Origin of the sequence: Nonomuraea dietziae (assembly GCF_014195505.1) — a bacterium.
Classification (GTDB): Bacteria; Actinomycetota; Actinomycetes; order Streptosporangiales; family Streptosporangiaceae; genus Nonomuraea; species Nonomuraea roseola.
Genome location: NZ_JACIBV010000001.1, coordinates 8886891 through 8906385 on the forward strand (window position 1 = coordinate 8886891; position 19495 = coordinate 8906385).

Annotated in this window: 16 protein-coding genes and 2 tRNA genes; 13 read left to right on the top strand and 5 right to left on the bottom strand. The window is 71.4% G+C overall.

The window, feature by feature from the left end; translation table 11 throughout:
* Positions 1 to 69: 69 nt before the first annotated feature.
* Positions 70 to 1239, bottom strand: coding sequence for an ROK family transcriptional regulator (locus tag FHR33_RS42265; RefSeq protein WP_183659737.1), 1170 nt, complete (start codon positions 1237 to 1239; stop codon positions 70 to 72).
* Positions 1240 to 1666: 427 nt separating this feature from the next.
* On the opposite strand from FHR33_RS42265, the gene FHR33_RS42270 reads away from it, so the two are divergent.
* From FHR33_RS42270 to FHR33_RS42300, 7 genes are read left to right on the top strand one after another with little or no spacing between them, the layout of a single operon-like run.
* Positions 1667 to 2716 (top strand): glycoside hydrolase family 36 protein, encoded by a 1050-nt coding sequence (locus FHR33_RS42270; protein WP_221241464.1) that lies wholly within the window; start codon positions 1667 to 1669, stop codon positions 2714 to 2716.
* Positions 2716 to 3663, top strand: a complete 948-nt coding sequence (locus tag FHR33_RS42275; RefSeq protein WP_183660629.1) for a carbohydrate ABC transporter permease — start codon at positions 2716 to 2718, stop codon at positions 3661 to 3663. Before FHR33_RS42270 ends, FHR33_RS42275 begins: the two co-directional genes overlap by 1 nt.
* Before the next feature lie 6 nt (positions 3664 to 3669).
* Complete coding sequence (locus tag FHR33_RS42280; protein WP_183659738.1) at positions 3670 to 4476, top strand: carbohydrate ABC transporter permease; 807 nt, start codon at positions 3670 to 3672, stop codon at positions 4474 to 4476.
* A 10-nt stretch (positions 4477 to 4486) separates the two neighbouring features.
* Complete coding sequence (locus FHR33_RS42285; protein WP_221241466.1) at positions 4487 to 5803, top strand: ABC transporter substrate-binding protein; 1317 nt, start codon at positions 4487 to 4489, stop codon at positions 5801 to 5803.
* Positions 5800 to 7344 (top strand): alkaline phosphatase D family protein, encoded by a 1545-nt coding sequence (locus FHR33_RS42290; RefSeq protein WP_183659739.1) that lies wholly within the window; start codon positions 5800 to 5802, stop codon positions 7342 to 7344. Before FHR33_RS42285 ends, FHR33_RS42290 begins: the two co-directional genes overlap by 4 nt.
* 11 nt (positions 7345 to 7355) lie before the next feature.
* Positions 7356 to 9299, top strand: coding sequence for an NPCBM/NEW2 domain-containing protein (locus FHR33_RS42295; protein ID WP_183659740.1), 1944 nt, complete (start codon positions 7356 to 7358; stop codon positions 9297 to 9299).
* A 13-nt stretch (positions 9300 to 9312) separates the two neighbouring features.
* On the top strand, positions 9313 to 10923 hold the full coding sequence (locus tag FHR33_RS42300; protein WP_183659741.1) for a beta-N-acetylhexosaminidase: 1611 nt from the start codon (positions 9313 to 9315) through the stop codon (positions 10921 to 10923).
* Between the two features lie 130 nt (positions 10924 to 11053).
* On the opposite strand, the gene FHR33_RS42305 is transcribed toward FHR33_RS42300, so the two are convergent.
* Positions 11054 to 11125 (bottom strand) — tRNA-Val (locus FHR33_RS42305).
* A gap of 15 nt (positions 11126 to 11140) precedes the next feature.
* A tRNA-Gly gene (locus FHR33_RS42310) sits at positions 11141 to 11212 on the bottom strand.
* A 131-nt stretch (positions 11213 to 11343) separates the two neighbouring features.
* On the opposite strand from FHR33_RS42310, the gene FHR33_RS42315 reads away from it, so the two are divergent.
* A complete protein-coding gene (locus FHR33_RS42315) occupies positions 11344 to 12042 on the top strand; it encodes a DsbA family oxidoreductase (protein WP_183659742.1) in 699 nt (232 codons plus the stop codon).
* Positions 12043 to 12220: 178 nt separating this feature from the next.
* Here FHR33_RS42315 and FHR33_RS42320 read toward each other — a convergent pair whose 3' ends face one another.
* Positions 12221 to 12790 (bottom strand): CGNR zinc finger domain-containing protein, encoded by a 570-nt coding sequence (locus FHR33_RS42320; RefSeq protein WP_183659743.1) that lies wholly within the window; start codon positions 12788 to 12790, stop codon positions 12221 to 12223.
* A 73-nt stretch (positions 12791 to 12863) separates the two neighbouring features.
* Between FHR33_RS42320 and FHR33_RS42325 the strand changes: the two genes are divergently transcribed.
* Both FHR33_RS42325 and hutH read left to right on the top strand, forming a co-directional pair.
* Complete coding sequence (locus FHR33_RS42325) at positions 12864 to 13622, top strand: class I SAM-dependent methyltransferase (protein ID WP_183659744.1); 759 nt, start codon at positions 12864 to 12866, stop codon at positions 13620 to 13622.
* A gap of 162 nt (positions 13623 to 13784) precedes the next feature.
* Entirely contained in the window at positions 13785 to 15335 is a 1551-nt protein-coding gene (hutH, locus tag FHR33_RS42330) for a histidine ammonia-lyase (protein ID WP_183659745.1), read from the top strand.
* Positions 15336 to 15398: 63 nt separating this feature from the next.
* Here the strand turns inward: hutH and FHR33_RS42335 are convergent, their stop codons facing one another.
* Entirely contained in the window at positions 15399 to 16601 is a 1203-nt protein-coding gene (locus FHR33_RS42335; protein ID WP_312895985.1) for an NAD(P)-binding domain-containing protein, read from the bottom strand.
* A gap of 21 nt (positions 16602 to 16622) precedes the next feature.
* Here FHR33_RS42335 and FHR33_RS42340 point away from each other — a divergent pair, with 21 nt between their 5' ends.
* Genes FHR33_RS42340 through FHR33_RS42350 form a run of 3 tightly spaced genes read left to right on the top strand, consistent with a single transcriptional unit; the run spans position 16623 to position 19322 of the window.
* Positions 16623 to 17492 (top strand): LysR family transcriptional regulator, encoded by an 870-nt coding sequence (locus FHR33_RS42340; RefSeq protein ID WP_183659747.1) that lies wholly within the window; start codon positions 16623 to 16625, stop codon positions 17490 to 17492.
* 4 nt (positions 17493 to 17496) lie between these two features.
* The gene (locus FHR33_RS42345) at positions 17497 to 18492 is read left to right on the top strand and encodes a chorismate-binding protein (protein WP_183659748.1); all 996 of its coding nucleotides are present in this window, start codon (positions 17497 to 17499) and stop codon (positions 18490 to 18492) included.
* Positions 18489 to 19322, top strand: a complete 834-nt coding sequence (locus FHR33_RS42350) for an aminotransferase class IV (RefSeq protein ID WP_183659749.1) — start codon at positions 18489 to 18491, stop codon at positions 19320 to 19322. The genes FHR33_RS42345 and FHR33_RS42350 overlap by 4 nt, the downstream gene beginning before the upstream one ends.
* Positions 19323 to 19495 lie beyond the last annotated feature (173 nt).

Here is a 19495-nt window from a genome sequence, read left to right on the forward strand (position 1 = left end):
GCCGGTCAGTCGTCGCGTCGGCGACCCGTGAGGGCACGTCGGGTCGGCGACTCCGCCGGGGCGGCCGGGTCAGCGGCTCGTCACGGCCGCCTGCGGCGGGACGGGGCCGGCGTCGGCCGTGAAGTGCTGGCGGTCGAGGTGGTCGACGGCGTAGTCGATCGCGCCGAGCACCACGCACTCCTCGCCCAGTGTCGAGGCCAGCACCTCGGGCATCCGCATGCAGGAGCGCTCGAGCCGCTCCCGCAGCGGTTCCAGCAGCACGTCGGCCGCGCGGGAGAAGCCGCCGCCCAGCACCACGACCTCCGGATCCAGCAGCAACGCCATCGCGGCGGCCCCCACAGCCAGGTCGTCCAGGTAGCGGCCGACCGCGTCGAGAGCCACGGGATCGCCGCTCCTGGCCGCGGCCAGCGTGTAGCCCGCCGCGTCCTCGGGCGCGGTCTCCTCGGGCACGATGGCGCACCCGTTCAGATGGTCGGTGGCCTGCAGCCAGCGCATCTCCGGCAGCATGCCGATCTCGCCCGCCGCCGTGCCGAAGCCGCGGTGCAGCCGCCCGTCGATGATCAACGCCGCTCCCATGCGCCTGGCCACGTGCAGGAAGACCACGTCGCGCGAGCCCCGGGCCACCCCGCGCCTGCTCTCGGCCAGGGCGGCCAGCCTGCTGTCGTTCTCCACCAGCACCTCGCAGGGGAACATCTCGCGCAGCCGTCCTGCCAGGTCGAGGCCGGTCCAGGACGGCACCGACGCGGAGTAGGCGACCCTGCCGTCGGGGGTGACGATGCCCGTGGTGCCGACGGCCACCGTCCAGAGGTCGGCCACCGTCTTCCCGCTCAGCGTCAGGCATCCGGACACCGCCCTCTCGATCGCCGCGAGCCGGTCGTCGAGCGGGGCGCCGGGCAGCGCCGGCTGCCTGGTCTCTGCCAGGACCTGGCCGTCGAGGTCGGCGAGCGCGGCCCGCACGTTGTGCGCCCCTATGTCGATGCCGACCAGGTAGCCGCAGTTGGCCCTGAAGCGGTAGCGTCGCGCGGGCCTGCCCATCGTGCCGGGGCTCGGCGGCACCTCCTCCACCCAGCCCACCTGCGCCAGCTCGTCCACGACCTCCTTCGTGGAGGGCCTGGACAGGCCGGTGCGCTCGGCCAGCGCCGACAGCGTGAGCGGTCCCGCGCCGCGAAGTGCCCTGATCGCCGACAGCGAGTTCAGCTGCCGTAGCCGGGACAGATCGCCGCCACGCAGGTTCGCCATCGCCACCTCCTAATGTAGGTCTCCTCATTAAGTGTGCACCAGACGGAGACCTCTCCGGGCTGCGCCAGGCGCTTTTCCCCAATGGTGTCCATTGACCCTCGGATAAGCGCGATGCTACTAATGAAGCGCTCCTTCGTAACTAGGCGACAGGAAGGGCTTCTCATGCCGTTTGAAGACGTCGGCGAGGTCGGTTGCGATCCCAGGACAGCGCTGGTGTTCGAGCACGGCTGGCAGTCGTGGAGCCCGACGGGCGCCTACCGCCTGGACGAACGGCCGCCCAGAGCGGCCGACCCCACCATCCAGACGCTCTGCTACCGCCCTGAGACCCCCGTCCCCGACGGGCTGTTCCAGGGCGAGGGTCTGCTCGCCCTCGACCCGGGCGACGGGGGCCCCGTGGAGGTCTGGTCGGCACCGGGGCCCGCTCGAGGTGCCCTCCATCCGCGCCCGCCTCGAAGGCGGCCGCGTGGTCGTCTCCTCCGACGGCCCCGTACGGCACTGGCGGGCCGAAGGCGGGCTGGATGGGGCGCTGCGCGGCTGGGCCGACACCATGGCCACCGGCTTCGCCCCCGCGAGCTTTCCCGCGGTCGCGCCCATGTGGTGCACCTGGTACGGCTACTGGGACAAGGTCACCGAGGACGACGTCGTGGAGAACCTGCGCCTGTCCGAGCGGCACGGCCTCGGCGCCGACATGTTCCTCATCGACGACGGCTACGAGGCGGAGATCGGCGACTGGCTGGAGCCGCGTCCCGGATTCGGCTCACTGGAGCGGGCGAGCGCCGCCGTCGTCGAAGCCGGCAGGCGGGCCGGCATCTGGACCGCGCCCTTCCTGGTGGGCGAGCGCAGCCGCGTCTTCCGCGAGCATCCCGAGTGGCTGGTGGGCGGGGCGGACGCAGGACGCATGTGGGACCAGGGCCTGGCCGTCCTCGATGTCACCCACCCCGAGGCCGCCGCCCACCTGGTGAACGTCTTCAGGTCGTTCGGAGGGCTCGGCATCACGCACTTCAAGCTGGACTTCGTCTACGCGGGAGCCCTCCGCGGCCGCCGCCACCGGGACATCGACCCCATCGCGGCCTACCGCCTCGGCCTGGAGCTGATCCGCGAGGGCGCGGGCGCCGACGCCACCCTGCACGGGTGCGGCGCGCCGATGCTGCCCAGCATCGGCCTGGTGGACATCATGCGGGTCAGCCCCGACATCGCCCCCACGCTCCAGCCCAAGGCGGGCGACATCAGCCAGCCGTCCCAGCTCGGCGCCAGGCTCACCGGCGCGGCAAGGGAGTTCCTGCACGCGCGCTGGTGGGTCAACGACCCCGACTGCATCATGGCCCGTCCGGGGGTGGAGGCGCGCGAGGAGTGGGCCGCGCACATCGACGCCACCGGCGGCCTGCGCGGCTCGAGCGACCCCATCGCGGCGCTCGACGACTGGGGCATGGAGACGACCAGACGCCTGATGATCCCCACCCGCACGGAGCCGTCGTGATGGCGACGCTCCTGGCCCGCGACCGAGGCAAGGCCGAGCCAGGAGCCGCCCGTCCGGGAGCGGGTCCCAGGCGGCGCCGCTCCGGCGAGTGGTACGCCTACCTGTTCATCGGCCCCAGCCTGTTCGGCGTCTTCGCCTTCCTGCTGCTGCCCGTCGTCATCGTCTTCGGGCTGAGCTTCTTCGACTGGGAACTGCTCTCCGAGCCGGCCTTCGTGGGCCTGGACAACTACCGCCGCCTGGCGGGCGACGGCGAGGCCTGGCACTCGCTGCTCGTGACCCTGCTGTACGTGCTGCTGTGCGTGCCGCTGCAGACGCTCCTCGCGCTCGGCCTCGCGCTCCTGCTCAACCAGCGCGCGAAAGGCGTGAAGATCTACCGCGCGCTGTTCGTCGTGCCGTGGATGGCCACGCCGATCGTGATCGGCCTGGTCTGGAACTGGGTCTTCGACCCCCGTGACGGCGCGATCAACAGCGCGCTGGCCCTGGTGGGGATCACCGGGCCCGACTGGTTGTCCGACCCCGCATGGGCGCTGCCCGCGATCGCCCTGGTGACCGTCTGGCAGAACACCGGCTACAACATGCTGTTCTTCCTGGCCGGCCTGCAGGGCATCCCGCGCGAGCTCCACCAGGCCGCCGCCACCGACGGCGCCACCCCCCGGCAGCGCTTCTTCAGGATCACGCTGCCGCTGCTCAACCCCACGATGTTCTTCGTCATGGTGACCAACCTGATCGGCGCCTTCCAGGTCTTCGACACCGTCTTCGTGATGACGGACGGCGGGCCCAGCCAGAGCACCGAGGTGCTCAACTTCCGGATCTACGGCACCGCCTTCAGGGAGTTCGACTTCGGCTACGCCTCGACGCTCTCGATGCTGCTCTTCCTGATCATCCTGGCCGTGACGCTGGCGCAGGTCCGCTTCTTCGGCAGGCGCACCACCTACGACGTGAGCTGAGGAGCCATGAAGCGATTCCTTCTCTACGCCGCCCTGGTGACCGGCGCCTTCGTCTCGGTCTTCCCCTACCTGCTCGTCGTGCTCACCGCCTTCAAGACGCAGGGGCAGCTCAACTCCACCGACCCGTGGCTGCCCGGTCTGCCGCCGACCCTGGCCAACATCACCAGGCTGCTCGGCGGCGACTTCCCCCGCTACCTCGGCAACACCGTGCTGATGACCGCCGTGCTGACGATCGGCCAGCTCGTCTTCACCACGTTCGCCGCCTACGCCTTCGCCAGGCTGCGCTTCCGCGGCAGGGACGCGCTGTTCTGGCTGTACGTGGCGACCATGATGGTGCCCAGCGCGGTGACCATGATCCCGCTGTTCCTCATCATGCGCGAGCTCGACGTCATCAACACCTGGTACGGCCTGCTCGCGCCGTACATCCTCGGCACGCCGTACGGGATCTTCCTGATGCGGCAGTTCTTCCGCGCTCTGCCCGGCGGCCTCGAAGAGGCGGCCAGGATCGACGGGGCGGGGCCGATGACGATCCTGGTGCGCATCCTGCTGCCGCTGTGCAGGCCCGCCCTCGGCACTCTTGCGATCATCACGGTGATCTCGTCGTGGAACAGCTTCCTGTGGCCCCTGATCATCACCAGCGGCGACGACACCAAGGTCATGACCGTGGCGCTCGCCGGCCTCAAGGTCGGCATCGGCGTCGACTACAACCTCATGATGGCCGGCGGCCTCATCGCCCTGGTCCCCATGATCGCCATCTTCGTCTTCTTCCAGCGCTACATCGTCCGGTCGGTGGTCCTCACCGGTCTGAAGTGAAAGGCGAATCATGATCACCCCCCGATTCCGCATGGCGGGAGCGCTGCTCGGCGCCGCCATGCTCACCCTGACCGCCTGCGGCTCCGGAGACTCGGGCGCAGGTGAGGGCGACAAGGTCGCGCTCACCTACCGCATCTGGGACGAGCAGCAGAGGGTCGGCTACGACAAGATCATGGCGGCCTTCGAGAAGGCCAATCCGGCCATCGACGTCACCATCGAGGTCCTGCCATGGGACCAGTACTGGACCAAGCTGACCGCCGACGCGGTCGCGGGCACCGCGCCCGACCTGTTCTGGATGAACACCGGCCAGTTCCCCGAGTACGTCACCAAGGGCGTGCTCGCCGACCTGTCCGCGCTCAAGCTCGACACCGCCGCCTACGACAAGAACGTCGTCGAGTCCTACACCCATGAGGGCAAGCTGTACGGCGTCCCCAAGGACCTGGGCATCGTCGGCCTGCTGTACAACAAGGACCTGTTCGAGCGCGCGGGCGTCGAGATGCCCGAGACCCTCACCTGGAAGGCCGACGGCAGCGGCACCTTCCTCGACCTGGCCCGCAAGCTCACCGTGGACGAGGGCGGCAAGCATCCGGGCGAGGACGGCTTCGACCCCGCCAAGGTCAAGACGTACGGCTTCGCCTCGTGGAACCACTACCAGACCCAGTGGATGAACTGGGTCGTCTCCAACGGCGGCAAGCTGCTCGACAAGCCCTTCGGCGCCTACGCCTTCAACGACGCCGCCTCTGTCCAGGCCCTGCAGTTCGGGGTGGACCTGGTCAACAAGCACCACGTCTCGCCGCCGGCCACCCGGACCAATCCGCCGACGGGCAAGGCCACGGAGATGTTCCAGGCCGGCGAGGTGGCGATGTTCCCCGCCAACAACGCGCTGCTCCCGTTCGTGGCGCCCGAGTCCACCTTCGAGATCGGCGTCGCGATGATGCCCGAAGGCCCCGCGGGTCGCGCGGTCAACATCAACGGCCTGTCCGAGGCCGTCTACGCCAAGACCGAGCACCCTGACGAGGCGATGAAGCTCGCGGCCTACCTGTCCACCAGGGAGCCGCAGAAGCTGATGGCCGACGAGGGGTTCGTCATCCCCGCCCTCGGCGGTCTCTCCCAGGGCTATGTCGACTACTGGAAGGCCAAGAAGATCGACGTCGCGCCGTACCTGAAGCAGACCGAGGGCACCACCTTCAACCTGCCGGTCACCACCGGCTTCCCCGGCTTCGAGCCGAAGCTCAACCAGATCTTCAACGAGATGTACCTCGGCAAGATCACCCCCCAGCAGGCCGCCGACCAGGCTGTGACCGAGGGGAACGCGACCATCAAATGATCACTCGGCGTTCGCTCCTCGCCGGGGGCCTGGGCCTCGTCGCCGCGCCGGGTGTCTCACCCGCGCGCCCGGCGGCGGCGGCCCGGCGCGCCCCGTTGTCCGATCCCTTCCAGCTCGGCGTCGCCTCGGGCGAGCCCGACCCGCGCGGGGTGGTCCTGTGGACCCGCCTCGCCATGGACCCGACCGCCCTCGACGGCCTCGGCGGCATGCCGGGCCGTCCGGTGCCCGTGCGGTGGCAGGTCGCCAAGGACGAGAACTTCAGGCAGGTCGTACGGCAGGGCGCCGAGATCGCCAGGCCGGAGGCGGCGCACAGCGTGCACGTCGAGCTCGACGGCCTGGACTCGGGCGCCGAGTACTTCTACCGCTTCCGCGCGGGCGACGAGATCTCGCCCGTGGGCCGCACGCTGACCGCCCCCGCGCCCGGCGCGCGCAGCCGAGAGCTGAACCTCGCCTTCACCTCCTGTGCCGACTACCAGGTCGGCTGGTTCACCGCCTACCGCAGGATGGCCGAGGACCACCCCGACCTCGTCGCCTTCCTCGGCGACTACTTCTACGAGTACGGCGACTACAAGTACCCCGTGCGCGACCAGGCCGGGGGAGAGTGCCTCGACCTGGCCGGATACCGATTACGGCACGCCCAGCACAAGAGCGATCCCGACCTGCAGCAGGCGCACGCCATCGCGCCATGGGTGGTCGTGTGGGACGACCACGACATCGAGAACGGCTGGGCGGCGGACGTCCCCGAGCAGCCGGAGCCGCCGTTCCTGCCGCGCAGGGCCGCCGCCTTCCAGGCCTACTACGAGAACATGCCGCTGCGCAGGGCGCAGCGCCCCGACGGCCACAAGCTCCACCTCTACCGCAGCATCCGCTGGGGCGCGGTGGCCAACCTGCACCTGCTCGACACCCGGCAGTACCGCGACCTGTACGCCTGCGTGGTCCCGGCGGGAACGGTCGGCCCCGAGTGCGTGGAGCGCTTCGACGCCGACCGCACGATTCTGGGCCGAGAGCAGGAGGCCTGGCTGGAGGGCGAGCTGCGCTCGTCGTCGGCCACCTGGGACCTGTTCGGCCAGCAGGTCTTCATGATGGAGATGGACTGGGTCCTCGGCGAGCAGAGGGGCTGGTCCAACGAGGGCTGGGACGGCTACGTCGCCTCCCGCAACCGCCTGGCCGCCGCCATCGACGACCATGACCGCAACGGCGTCGTGCTCACCGGCGACGTGCACTCGCACTGGGCGGGCGAGCTCAAGCGCGACCACCAGGACCCCGGCTCGAAGTCGGTGGCCGTCGAGCTGGTCACCACGTCGGTCAGCAGCGCGGGCGACGGCGTGGACGAGTACGGGAACACCGAGGCGCTCCTGCGGGAGAACCCGCACGTCAAGTTCTTCAACGGCCGCCGCGGCTACGTCAGGAGCCGCATCTCGCAGACCGAGATGAGGGTGGACTTCCGATCCCTGTCCCGCGTGACCGAGCCGCACGCCCCCGCCTACACCTCGGGCTCGTTCGTCATCGAGCCCGGCAGCCCGAGCCTCAACCCAGTCTGACGGGAACCCCCATGCGCACATCCGCGGCCGCCCTCGCGGCGGCTCTCCTCGGCGTGCTCGCCTTACCGCTGTCGGGCGCGCAGGCCCGTACGGCCGCGCCACCCGCGGTCGAGGCCCCTCCGATGGGCTGGAACAGCCGCACGCTGGGCTGCTCGGTCTCCGAGACCTCGGTACGGCAGGCGGCCGACGCCATGGCCGGGCTCAGCCAGGCCGGCTACCGCTACGTGATCATCGACGACTGCTGGCTGGCCCCGCAGCGCACCTCGGGAGCGCTGGCCGCCCATCCCACGCGCTTTCCCTCCGGCATCAAGGCCCTGGCCGACCACCTGCACGGCAGGGGACTCAAGCTCGGGCTCGCCCTGTCGGCCGGCACCAAGGCGTGCGCGGGAGGCGGCCCCGGCTCCTACGGCAACGAGGCGGCGGACGGCGCGCTGCTCGCCACCTGGGGCGTCGACTACCTCAAGTACGACTGGTGCAACATCCCCACGGCCGACTTCCCCGGCAAGACCTCCCGCGACATCGCCGAGACGCTCTACCCGCGCATGCGGCAGGCGATCGGTGACTCGATGGTCTTCGCCATGAACAACGAGGACGGCAACAGCGTCCCGTGGCTCTGGGGCGGTCAGTTGGCCACCACCTGGCGCATCAACGTCGTCAACCGGCCGATCGCCGACAGCTACTCCACGATGCTCGGCATTTGGGAGACAAACTCCCTGCGCGCGGACCACGCCCGCGCGGGCAGCTGGGCCGATCCCGACCTCATCCAGGCCGGGCGCGGCGGCATGACGGAGGCGGAGTACCGCAGCCAGTTCACGCTCTGGGCCGTCGGCGCCGCCCCGCTGATCCTCCAGGCCGACCCTGGCAGGGCCCCGGCCTCGATCGTGGCCAACCCCAAGGTGATCGCCGTCGACCAGGACAGGCTCGGCGCGATGGGCCGCCTCGTGCAGAGCGACGGCTGGTACCACGTCATCTCCAAGCCGCTGGAGAACGGCGACCGCGCGATCGTGCTGTTCAACGAGAGCGACAGGCAGGCGACGATCTCCGTGAAGGGCAGCAGGCTGAAGCTGCCTGCCGCTCCCCGCTACCGGGTCGAGGACCTGTGGACAGGGGCCGTCTCCTCGACCACGGGTGACCTGGCCGCCTCGGTGCCCGCGCACGGCTCGGTCATGTACAGGGTGGGCCCCGGCGGGCAGAAGGACCCCTCGCTGGCGCTGTTCGAGCTGGACCCCGCGGCGGTCCTGGGCGACGACAGGCCCTCCGTCTTCGAGCCTGGCCTGGAGCGGGAGGTCGTCGCCAGGGTCGTCGACGTGGGCCGCACGGGACGGCTCGGCGAGGCCAGGATGACGCTCGCCGTACCGGAAGGGTGGCAGGCCAGGAGGACGGGCGAGGCGAGCTGGGCCGTCACCGCTCCCGCGGGAGCGCAGCAGGCGGAGCACACGCTCACCGCGACCGCCGTCCTGGCCACGCGCACCCTCGAGGCCACGTCCGTCGCCAGGGTCGCGCACGCGCCAGGCCCGGGCAGAAGCTACCTGAGCGACCTGCAGTGGCTGAGGTCCACGAGCCACTGGGGACCGGTCGAGCGGGACCAGAACGTCGGCGGGCAGGGACAGGGCGACGGCACACCGCTCACCATCGAGGGCGTCGTCCACGCCAAGGGGCTCGGCACGCACGCGCGCGCCGACATCGAGTTCTACACGGCGGGGCGCTGCACGACCGTCGAGTTCCAGGCCGGGATCGATGACAGCGCAGGGGCGGCCGGCTCGGTCGACTTCGAGGTCTGGGCGGACGGCGGGCGCGTCGCCCACTCCGGCGTGCTCACCGGAGCCCAGCCCGCCAAGAAGGTCACCGCCCCGGTCGAGGGCGCCATGTTCGTACGGCTGGTCGCGGCCAACGGCGGAGACAACGTCTTCTCCGACCACGCCGACTTCGCCGACGCCACCATCACCTGCGCCTAGGAGGTCGCACTTAATGATCATTCCCAAGCCTGTCCTGTACGAGACCAGGCCGGGGCGGTTCGTCCTCGGCAGGCGGACCGCGCTCGTCGCCGATCCCGCGCTGAGCGAGGTGGCCGCGTGGCTGCGCGGCGAACTCGGCGCCGTCACCGGCGGCGAGCTGCTCCCGGGAGGGCAGGGCCAGGGAGCGATCACGCTCGGACTCGGCGACCTGGCGCCGGAGGCCTACCGGCTCACGGTCGGGGCCGAGGGCGTGCGGATCGTGGCGGGCGGTCCCGCGGGGGCCTTCTACGGGGCCCAGACGCTGCGGCAGCTGCTGCCGTCAGAGGCCTTCAGGAAGGCGGGCATCGGCGGGACACTGGCGCTGCCCGCCGTGCACGTGGAGGACGAGCCGCGCTTCGGCTATCGCGGCTGCCTCCTCGACGTCGCCCGCCATTTCATGACAAAAGCGGATGTGCTGCGGTTCATCGACCTCATGGCGATGCACAAGCTCAACGTCCTGCACCTGCACCTGACAGACGACCAGGGATGGCGGCTGGAGATCAGGCGCTATCCCAGGCTCACCGAGGTGGGCGCGTGGCGCAGGGAGAGCCAGACCGGCTGGAACGGCGCCATGGACGGCCGCCCGCACGGCGGCTACTACACGCAGGACGACATCCGCGAGATCGTCGCCTACGCGGCGCGCCGTCACATCATGGTCGTGCCCGAGATCGACCTGCCGGGCCACACCCAGGCCGCGATCGCCGCCTACCCCGAGCTCGGCAACCTCGACGAGCCGCTCGAGGTGCGCACCACCTGGGGCGTCGGCGTCAACGTGCTGAACGTCGAGGACGCGACGATCACCTTCTTCGAGAACGTCTTCGAGGAGGTGCTCGACCTGTTCCCCAGCCCCTTCATCTGCGTGGGCGGCGACGAGTGCAGAAAGGACCAGTGGCGCGAGAGCCCCTCCGCCCAGGCCAGGATGAGCGAGCTCGGGCTGCGCGACGAGGACGCGCTCCAGAGCTGGTTCATCCACCGGTTCGACGAGTTCCTCACCGCTCGTGGCCGGCGGCTCGTCGGGTGGGACGAGATCCTGGAGGGCGGGCTGGCCCCCGGCGCCGTCGTGGCCTCCTGGCGCGGCGACCTGGGCGCCGTGGCGGCGGCCCGCGCGGGCCACGACGTGATCACGTGTCCGAGCACGTCCGTCTACCTCGACTACCGGCAGGCCCCCGGCGAGGAGGAGCCCGTCCCGTTCGGCACCGTGCTGGGGCTCGAGGACGTCTACGCCTTCGAGCCGCTGCCCAAGGAGCTGCGTGACGACCCCGCGGGCGCGCACGTCGTCGGGTCGCAGTGCGCCGTGTGGACCGAGTTGATCGACTCCAACCGGCGTGTGGACTACATGGCCTTCCCCCGCCTGTCGGCCTTCGCCGAGACCGTCTGGAGCACGCAGGAGCGGGACCTCGGCGACTTCAGGGACCGGCTGGCCGCGCACCTGCCACGCCTGGCGGCCGTCGGCGTGGAGTACCGCCACGAGGACGGACCGCTGCCCTGGCAGACCAGGCCGGGCATCCCCGGCAGGCCGGAGGACCCCGAGCAGTGGCAGGCCAAGATCGACGCCTGGACGAGCAACCTCAGGCCGGCACCCTGACGGCTCCGGTGTCTTCCCGCGCCGGCGACAGGGCTGGACCGCCTTCGCCGTCGGCGCCACCGGGGAAGCGTCCCTGAAAGGCTCCGGAAACAGCGAACCCCCAGGTCAAGCGACCTGGGGGAACTGTGGGTGGACGATACTGGGATTGAACCAGTGACCTCTTCCGTGTCAGGGAAGCGCTCTCCCGCTGAGCTAATCGTCCTCGGGTGGATCTCAGAGCGGAAGACGGGATTCGAACCCGCGACCCTCACCTTGGCAAGGTGATGCTCTACCACTGAGCCACTTCCGCGTTGCCGCGTGTTCGCGGCGACGTAGAGAACTGTAGCGAATCCTGGCCGAGTCCCCAAACCGTTCGAGGTAAGCCCCTTACTCGAAGGTGCGTACTTACCTGGAGTTAGCTCAGTGCCTAGGGTAAGTCGTATGAGCACACTCATCGTGGACATCTGGTCCGACATCGTCTGCCCCTGGTGCTACCTGGGGAAGCGCAGGTTCGAGAGCGCGCTGGACGGGTTCGCGCGGCGTGACGCCGTACAGGTGCGCTGGCGCAGCTTCGAGCTCGACCCGCACGGGAGCAGGCGGGCGAACCTCACCCTCCCCGAGCGGCACAGACGCGACGTGGGAGGCACGCCCGAGCAGGCCAGGCGGCGCATCGGCGCGCTGAGCGACCTGGCCGCGCAGTCCGGCCTCACCTACCGGCTCGACCTGGCCAGGCCGGTCAACAGCTTCGACGCCCACCGGCTCATGCACTACGCCGACCAGGTGGGCGTGGGGGAGCGGGTGCGCGAGCGGCTGCTGCTGGCCTACACCGGCGAGGGCGCCGTGCTCTCCGACCACGAGACCCTGGCACGGCTCGGCGCCGAGGCCGGGCTGGACCCCGCCGCCACGCTGGCGATGCTCGGGAGCGCCGACTTCACCGAGTCGGTCAGGAAGGACGAGGCGCTGGGGCGGCGGCTCGGCGTCTCGGGGGTGCCGACGTTCGTCTTCGCCGAGAAGTACGCCGTCTCGGGGGCGCAGCCGGTCGAGGTCTTCGCCGACCTGCTCGACCGGTCATGGCGCGAGATCGCCCCCGCCGAGCCCCTGGGCGGCGAAGGGGTCTGCACGGCCGGCGGCTCCTGCTGAGGCGGCGCGCCGCCCTGGGGTGGCGGAGGGATCTGCACGGCGGCACCCGATGAGGCGGCGCCGCCCTGGGTGGGCGGAGGGATCTGTACGGTTGGCGGCTCCTGCCGACGTCGCGCGGCCCAGGGGAGGGGTTTGTGCGTTCGGCGGCCGCTGCCGGCGTCGCGCCGCCTGGCCCGCGTCAGGCGGTTTTCGTGCGGGCGCGGAAGGCGGCCGTCTTGACCCGGTTCTGGCAGGGGGTGGAGCAGAAGCGGCGGGTGCCGTTGCGGGAGACGTCCACGTAGACGCGGTCGCAGTGCGGCGCCGTGCATACCCCGAGGCGATCGTGGAACTCGCTGCCCAGCACGATCGCCAGCCCCGTCGCGCAGCTGGCGGCCCAGTCTCCCGCCATTGTGCCGCCGGGGCCGTGGAAGTGCAGGTGCCATGGCTCCCCGTCGTGACGGTCGAGGCGCGGCCTGGCGCGGCTCTCGTCGAGCAGGCGGTTGACCTGCCCTGCCGCCGTGTCGACGTCGCCCGAGGCGACCGCCTCGAACACCACGCGCAGCCGCTCGGCGACCTCGGCCAGCTCGCCCGCGTCGCCCTCGCCGACCTCCCGGTGGTTCGGGTAGCCGTTGCGCAGTCCCTCGGTGGCGGCGGCGGGCAGGTCGGCGGGCACGGGGAAGGGGCGCCCGCGCCGCTCACCGGGCGTGAGCGCGTTGACCAAGCCGACGGCCACCAGGACCACTCCGTCGTTGTGACTGTTGAAATCCACTTGACCGGTCACACCCTCACGTTCTACGTTGTGACTGTCGAAAGTATAGACGACGGTCACAAGGAGGCTTTCTGTGCTCACCAACGATGCCGCACTCGAATGGATCGCGCGCTGGGACCGCCAGCAGGAGGGTTACCTGCCCGACCGCGAGGAGCGCTTCACCGCCTTGATCGACGCCGTCGAGGCCTTGGGACGTCCCGACCCGCTCGTGGTCGACCTGGGCTGCGGGCCGGGGTCGCTGTCCGCCAGGCTGCTGGAGAGGCTGCCGAAGGCCACCGTGATCGCGGTCGACGCCGACCCGCTCCTGCTCGGCCTCGGGCGCGCCGCCTATCCGCACCTGACCTTCTTCTCGCGTGACCTCCGCACGCCCGGCTGGAGCGAGGGGCTGGGCCTGGACCGTCCGGTGGACGCGGCGGTGAGCACGACCGCGCTGCACTGGATCTCCAGCCCCGAGCTGACCGCCATGTACGCCGAGGTCGCCTCGATCCTTCGTCCTGGCGGGCTGCTGCTGAACGGCGACCACTTCGAGTCCGACGACGCCACGCCGTCCATCGCGGAGCTGGAGCGGGCCGTCCACGACAAGCAGACCGCGCGCGCCTTCGCCGACGGGCAGCCGGAGGGCTGGCGGGACTGGTGGGACGCGGTCGCCGCCGACCCCGACCTGGCCGCGTTCAACACCGCCCGCGCCACCGCCGGGGCGGCACACCACGGCTCGGAGTCCCACCTGCTGTCCATGCACGCGCAGGCGCTGACGGCGGCGGGGTTCGCCGAGGTCGGCACGCTGTGGCAGCGCGGCAACAACCGCCTGCTGTGCGCGGTCGCGAACTCCTGACCCAAGGCCGTGGCGGCGCCGCTCTCTGTGGAGCGGCGCCCTCACGGCAGGGCGGCTCCTGGTGAATCCCGCCTGACGGGGGCAGGGGAGGCGGGACGACGGTGTTGTCCTGTAAGGAGCTAACATCACATACGCCGGTTACCTGAGCGAGAGAGTGGCAACATGCGCGACAACGAGGTCGTGAACGTAGGACCCGAGCCGTTGAGCTTCGGCGACGTGATCAGGGTGGCCCGACACGGCGCGCCCGTCCACCTGACCGACGACGCCATGGCGGCGATCTCCGCCGCGCGCCAGCGGATCGACGAGCTGGCCGAGAGCCCGATCCCCGCCTACGGCGTCTCGACCGGGTTCGGCGCGCTGGCCACCAGGCACATCGACCCCGCCCTGCGCGCCCAGCTCCAGCGCTCGCTGGTGCGCTCGCACGCGGCGGGCAGCGGGCCCGAGGTGGAGACTGAGGTGGTGCGCGCGCTCATGCTGCTGCGCCTGCACACCCTGGCCACCGGGCACACCGGCATCCGCCCGACGACGGCCAAGGCCATGGCAGGGCTGCTGAACGCGCACATCACCCCTGTCGTCCACGAATACGGCAGCCTGGGCTGCTCTGGAGACCTCGCCCCGCTCGCGCACGTCGCCCTGACGCTGATGGGCGAAGGCGTCGTGCGGGATGGAGCGGGGAACGTCGGGCCGTCGGCCGAGGCGCTCAAGCAGGCGGGACTCGAGCCCGTCGAGCTGGCCGCCAAGGAGGGCCTGGCCCTCATCAACGGCACCGACGGCATGCTCGGCATGCTCATCCTCGCCATCGACGACCTGACCAGGCTGCTCAAGACCGCCGACATCAGCGCGGCGATGAGCGTGGAGGCGCTGCTCGGCACCGACCGCGTCTTCGCCCCCGAACTGCAGGCCCTGCGCCCCCAGCCGGGCCAGTCGCTGGCCGCCTCGAACATGGTCAGGATCCTTCAGGACTCCGGCATCATGGAGAGCCACCGCGACCCCAACGCCTGCACGCGCGTCCAGGACGCCTACTCACTGCGCTGCGCGCCCCAGGTGGCGGGCGCCGCCCGTGACACCGTCGCCCACGCGGCCAACGTCGCCACCTGGGAGCTGGCCTCCGCCGTCGACAACCCGGCCGTGCTGGCCGACGGACGCGTCGAGTCCAACGGCAACTTCCACGGCGCCCCCGTCGCCTACGTCCTCGACTTCCTCGCCATCGTCGCCGCCGACGTGGCCTCGATGTCCGAGCGCAGGACCGACCGCTTCCTGGACGTGGCGCGCAACCACGGCCTGCCGGCCTTCCTCGCCGACGACCCTGGCGTCGACTCGGGACACATGATCGCCCAGTACACCCAGGCGGCCATCGTCTCGGAGATGAAGCGCCTGGCGGCCCCCGCCAGCGTCGACTCGATCCCGAGCTCGGCCATGCAGGAGGACCACGTCTCCATGGGCTGGTCGGCCGCGCGCAAGCTGCGCCGCTCGGTGGACGGCCTGACCAGGGTGCTGGCCATCGAGGTCCTCACCGCCGCCCGCGCCATCGACCTGCGAGCCCCGCTGCGCCCCGCCCCCGCGACGGGCGCGGTGGTCGGCGCCCTGAGGGAGAGCGTGGCCGGCCCCGGCCCCGACCGCTTCCTCGCCCCCGAGATCGAGTCGGTGGTCCGGCTGGTCGCCGACGGCAGCGTGGTCTCCACCGTCGAGTCGGTGACAGGCCCGCTCGCCTGAGCATGCCGGCTCGTAGGGGCAGGAGCAGCGACGCGCCGCGCCACGCGGCCCGTCGCCGCCCTGTCACGGCAGGGCGACGATCAGGTCCACCTCCAGCAGCAGCCCCGGCATGAACAGCTTCGACACCTCCACGGTCGTGCTGGCAGGCGGGGTGCCCGTGAGGTACTTCCTGCGCACCGCGCCGTACTCCATGCGCATGTCCAGGTCCGTCATGTAGGTCCTGATGAAGGCGATGTCGGAGAAGTCCGCGCCCTGGTCGGCCAGGATCTTGCCGATGTTCTGGAAGATCACCTCGGCCTGCGTGGTCATGTCGCCCTCGCCGACCAGCTGTCCCCGCTCGTCGAAGGCGGCCTGCCCAGAGACGTAGAGCATGTCCCCGACCCGGACGGCGTGCGAGTACATCCCGTTGGTGGCCGCCACGCTGCCCGGGTTGACGCGCACCGCCCTGCCGCCCGCGTCACCCGAAGGGGGCGCGGCGCCGACGAAGGTGGCGATCGAGGTCACGTCGCGGTCGGCGTAGCCTGCGGCCTCGGCCGCGGCCAGACGGGCGCCGGCCGCGCGGGCCATCGTCGTCCCCTCCCATGCCCCCAGCCGCACGTCCTTCGCCGCCAGCCCCAGCGCGTACCGGGTCTCCCTCGCGGGCTCCGCCACCCGTGCGGCCAGGGCCCCGAGGGGGGTCTCCGCCAGCACCTCCGCCAACGCCTGCCTGCCGACGCCGTGCGCCTCGCCGTAGGCGAAGGTCTCGGCCAGCAGCACCTGCGCGGGCACCAGCGCGCCCATCACCGCCACCTTCATCGCCGCGCCCGCCCCGAGCGGCCCGAGCGCGCGCACCGTCCCGAAGACCGACAGAACCGGCCGGCACGCCGAGAGGTCGCCGCCCGCCAGCACCGTCAGCGTGCCGTCGGCGGCGGGGCCGACGCTGCCCAGCACCGGCGCGTCCACGAGGTTCACCGAGGAAGGCAGCAGCTCCCGCAACGACAGGACGGCCTCGGGCCCGATCGTGGACATCTCCACCACCGTCGCCCCCTCCCGCAGCCCCGGCAGCGCCTGCGTCAGCACCTCCTCGACCGCGGGTCCGTCACGCAGCATGGTGATGACGATGTCCGCGTCCGCCACCGCCGCGCTGACGGGGCCGAGGCCGCGCCGCCACACCTTCACCTGGTGCCCGGCCTCCACGAGTCGCCGGGCCATGGGGACACCCATGCGTCCCTGTCCGAGAAATGCAATCACGTTCTGATTCAAGCCGGATGCGAGGCATTCCACCACCGACTAGATTGCATGACAGCCATGCTTGATGCGAATGACTTGCGACTGTTCCACGAGGTCGCCCGCGAAGGATCCTTCACCGGCGCCGCTGAGCTGCTCGGCTACACACAGTCGGCGGTGTCCAGGCGCATCGCCGCGCTGGAGAGACAGGCGGGAGGGCCGCTGTTCGTGCGGCTGGCCAGAGGCGTCAGGCTCACGCCCGCGGGCGCCGCCCTGCGCAGGCACGCCGAGGCCGTCCTCGACCGCCTCGGCAAGGCGGAGGAGGAGCTCGCCGCCATCCACAGAGGCGGTGGAGGGACGCTGCGGATCGGCGCGTTCGCCACCGCGAACGTGTGGCTGGTTCCCCAGGCGCTGAAGATGTTCACGGCGCGGTGGCCCGAGGTCGAGCTTCGCCTGGTCGAGGGGCTGAGCGGACGCCTGCTCGACCGGCTGGAGGCGGGAGCCCTCGACGTGGCCGTGGTCAGCGACTACCCGGCGGGCCTTCCCGCCGAGGCGGAGACGGTGCCGTTGCTGGAGGAGCGGCTGCTGGTGGCGCTCCCTCTGGGGCACAGGCTCGCCGACCGCGAGGTGATCGACCTGCGCGACCTGGCGGAGGAGACCTGGATCGAGGCGGCGCCGCCGGGTCAGACGACGATCCTGCAGGCGGCCTGCGCCCGGGCCGGGTTCACGCCGCGCGGCGGGCTGCGCGTGGCCGAGTGGACAGGGAAGTTCGGCTACGTCGCCGCGGGCCTCGGGGTGACGCTGGTTCCCGAACTCGCCGCACGCGCCGTCCCCGACGGCCTGGTGCTGCGGCCGATCTCCGAGGAGGGGCCGCGCAGGAAGGTCTACGCGGCGCTGCCCGAGGTGCCGCTGCCTTCCGCGCTCGCGTTCGTCGAACTCCTGGGACAATAGGGGCGTGCACGACAGTTTCGCCCATGTCGGTGGGCTCCTGGCCACCAGGCTCCGTGATCTCACCACCGATCTGGCCGCGCTCGACAGCGCGGGCTGGTGGGCCGTCGTGGTCGACTACGAGGGCAAGGTGACGTGCGCCCGCTTCGACGACGTACGGCCCGCGCCGCTGCCCCAGGCCGGGCCGTGGATCGGGCCCGGCGCATGGCACAGCTCGCTCGACCAGGCCGCCTACGAACGCGGCGTCCAGCGCATCCGCGACTACATCGAGCAGGGCGAGGTCTACCAGGCCAACCTCTGCCGGGTGCTGTCCGCGCCGCTGCCGGCCTCGGCCGACCCGCTGGCCCTGGCGCACCGGCTCAGGCGCGGCAACCCCGCCGCCTACGCCGCCGTGATCGACGTGCCGGGCACGAGCGTGGTGTCGGCCTCGCCCGAGCTCTACCTCTCACGCGACGGCGACGTGGTGGAGTCCAGGCCGATCAAGGGCACCGGCGTCACCGCCGACGACCTGCTCGACAAGGACTACGCCGAGAACGTGATGATCGTCGACCTGGTCCGCAACGACCTGGGCAGGGTCGCCGAGGTCGGCTCGGTCACCGTCCCCGCGCTCTACCACGTGGAGGACTACCCGGGCTCGGTGCACCTGGTCTCGACCGTCAGGGCCAGGCTGGCCGAGGGGATGGGATGGCCCGAGCTGTTCGCCGCCACCTTCCCTCCCGGCTCGGTCACCGGCGCCCCGAAATCTTCGGCCCTGCGCATCATCAATGAGCTCGAACCCGAGCCGCGCGGGCCGTACTGTGGGGCCGTGGGCTGGGTCGACGCCGACCGGCGCACGGCGGCGCTGGCCGTCGGGATCCGCACCTTCTGGATCACCGCAGGCGAGATCCGCTTCGGCACAGGAGCGGGCATCACCTGGGGCAGCGACCCTCGCCGCGAGTGGCGCGAGACCGAGTTGAAGGCGTCGCGGCTCATCACTTTGGCATCCTCAGGAGGAAATCGATGAACGTTCCCGTCTGGGTCAACGGGGAGCTGCTGGATCCGGCTCAGGCCACCGTCTCGGTGTTCGACCACGGGCTGATGGTCGGCGACGGCGTGTTCGAGACCGTCAAGTGCGTCGGCGGCGAGTCGTTCGCGCTCACCAGGCACCTCGACAGGCTCAAGTTGTCGGCCCAGCGCATGGACCTGCCCGAGCCCGACGTCGACGCCATCGCCGACGGCGTGCGCCGCTGTCTGGCCGAGGCGCCCGCCTGGCCGCTCGGCCGCATCCGCATCACCTACACCAGCGGACCTGGCCCGCTCGGCTCCGACCGCGGCGACCAGGGCACCACCGCGATCGTCATCGTCGGCGAGCAGGCCGCCTTCCCGCTCACCGCGGACGTCACCGTGGTCCCGTGGCCGCGCAACGAGCGCGGCGCGCTGGCGGGGGTCAAGTCGACCTCGTACGGCGACAACGCCAAGGCGCTGGCCTTCGCCAAGGCCCGCGGCGGCGGCGAGGCCATCTTCGAGAACCTGGCGGGCAACCTCTGCGAGGGCACGGGGTCGAACATCTTCCTGGTGCAGGGCGGCAGGCTGATCACCCCGACCCTCGAGTCGGGCTGCCTGGCGGGCGTCACGCGCGCGCTGACGCTGGAGTGGTGCGGCGGCGAGGAGGTCGACGTGCCGATCTCGGCGCTCTACGAGGCCGACGAGGCCTTCCTCACCTCCACGACCAGGGACATCCAGCCGATCCGCCTGGTCGACGGCACCGTGCTGCCGTCCGCTCCCGGCCCCGTCACCGCCAAGGCTCAGGAGATCTTCGCCGCCCGCGCGGCCGCCGACGTCGACCCGCGCTAGAGATCGTTCACGGGGCCGGGCGCCGGCGGATCCTCACGGGCGATGTGACGGGCCCGCCCGCGCGCCCGAGCGGCGTCGAGCGGGCAGGCGGGTGTGGTGACCACGGACGGGAGAGCTCAGGGAGGCCTGCCGTACGGGCGGGGCCTCCCGCGGCCAGGAGGCCGCGGTCACCA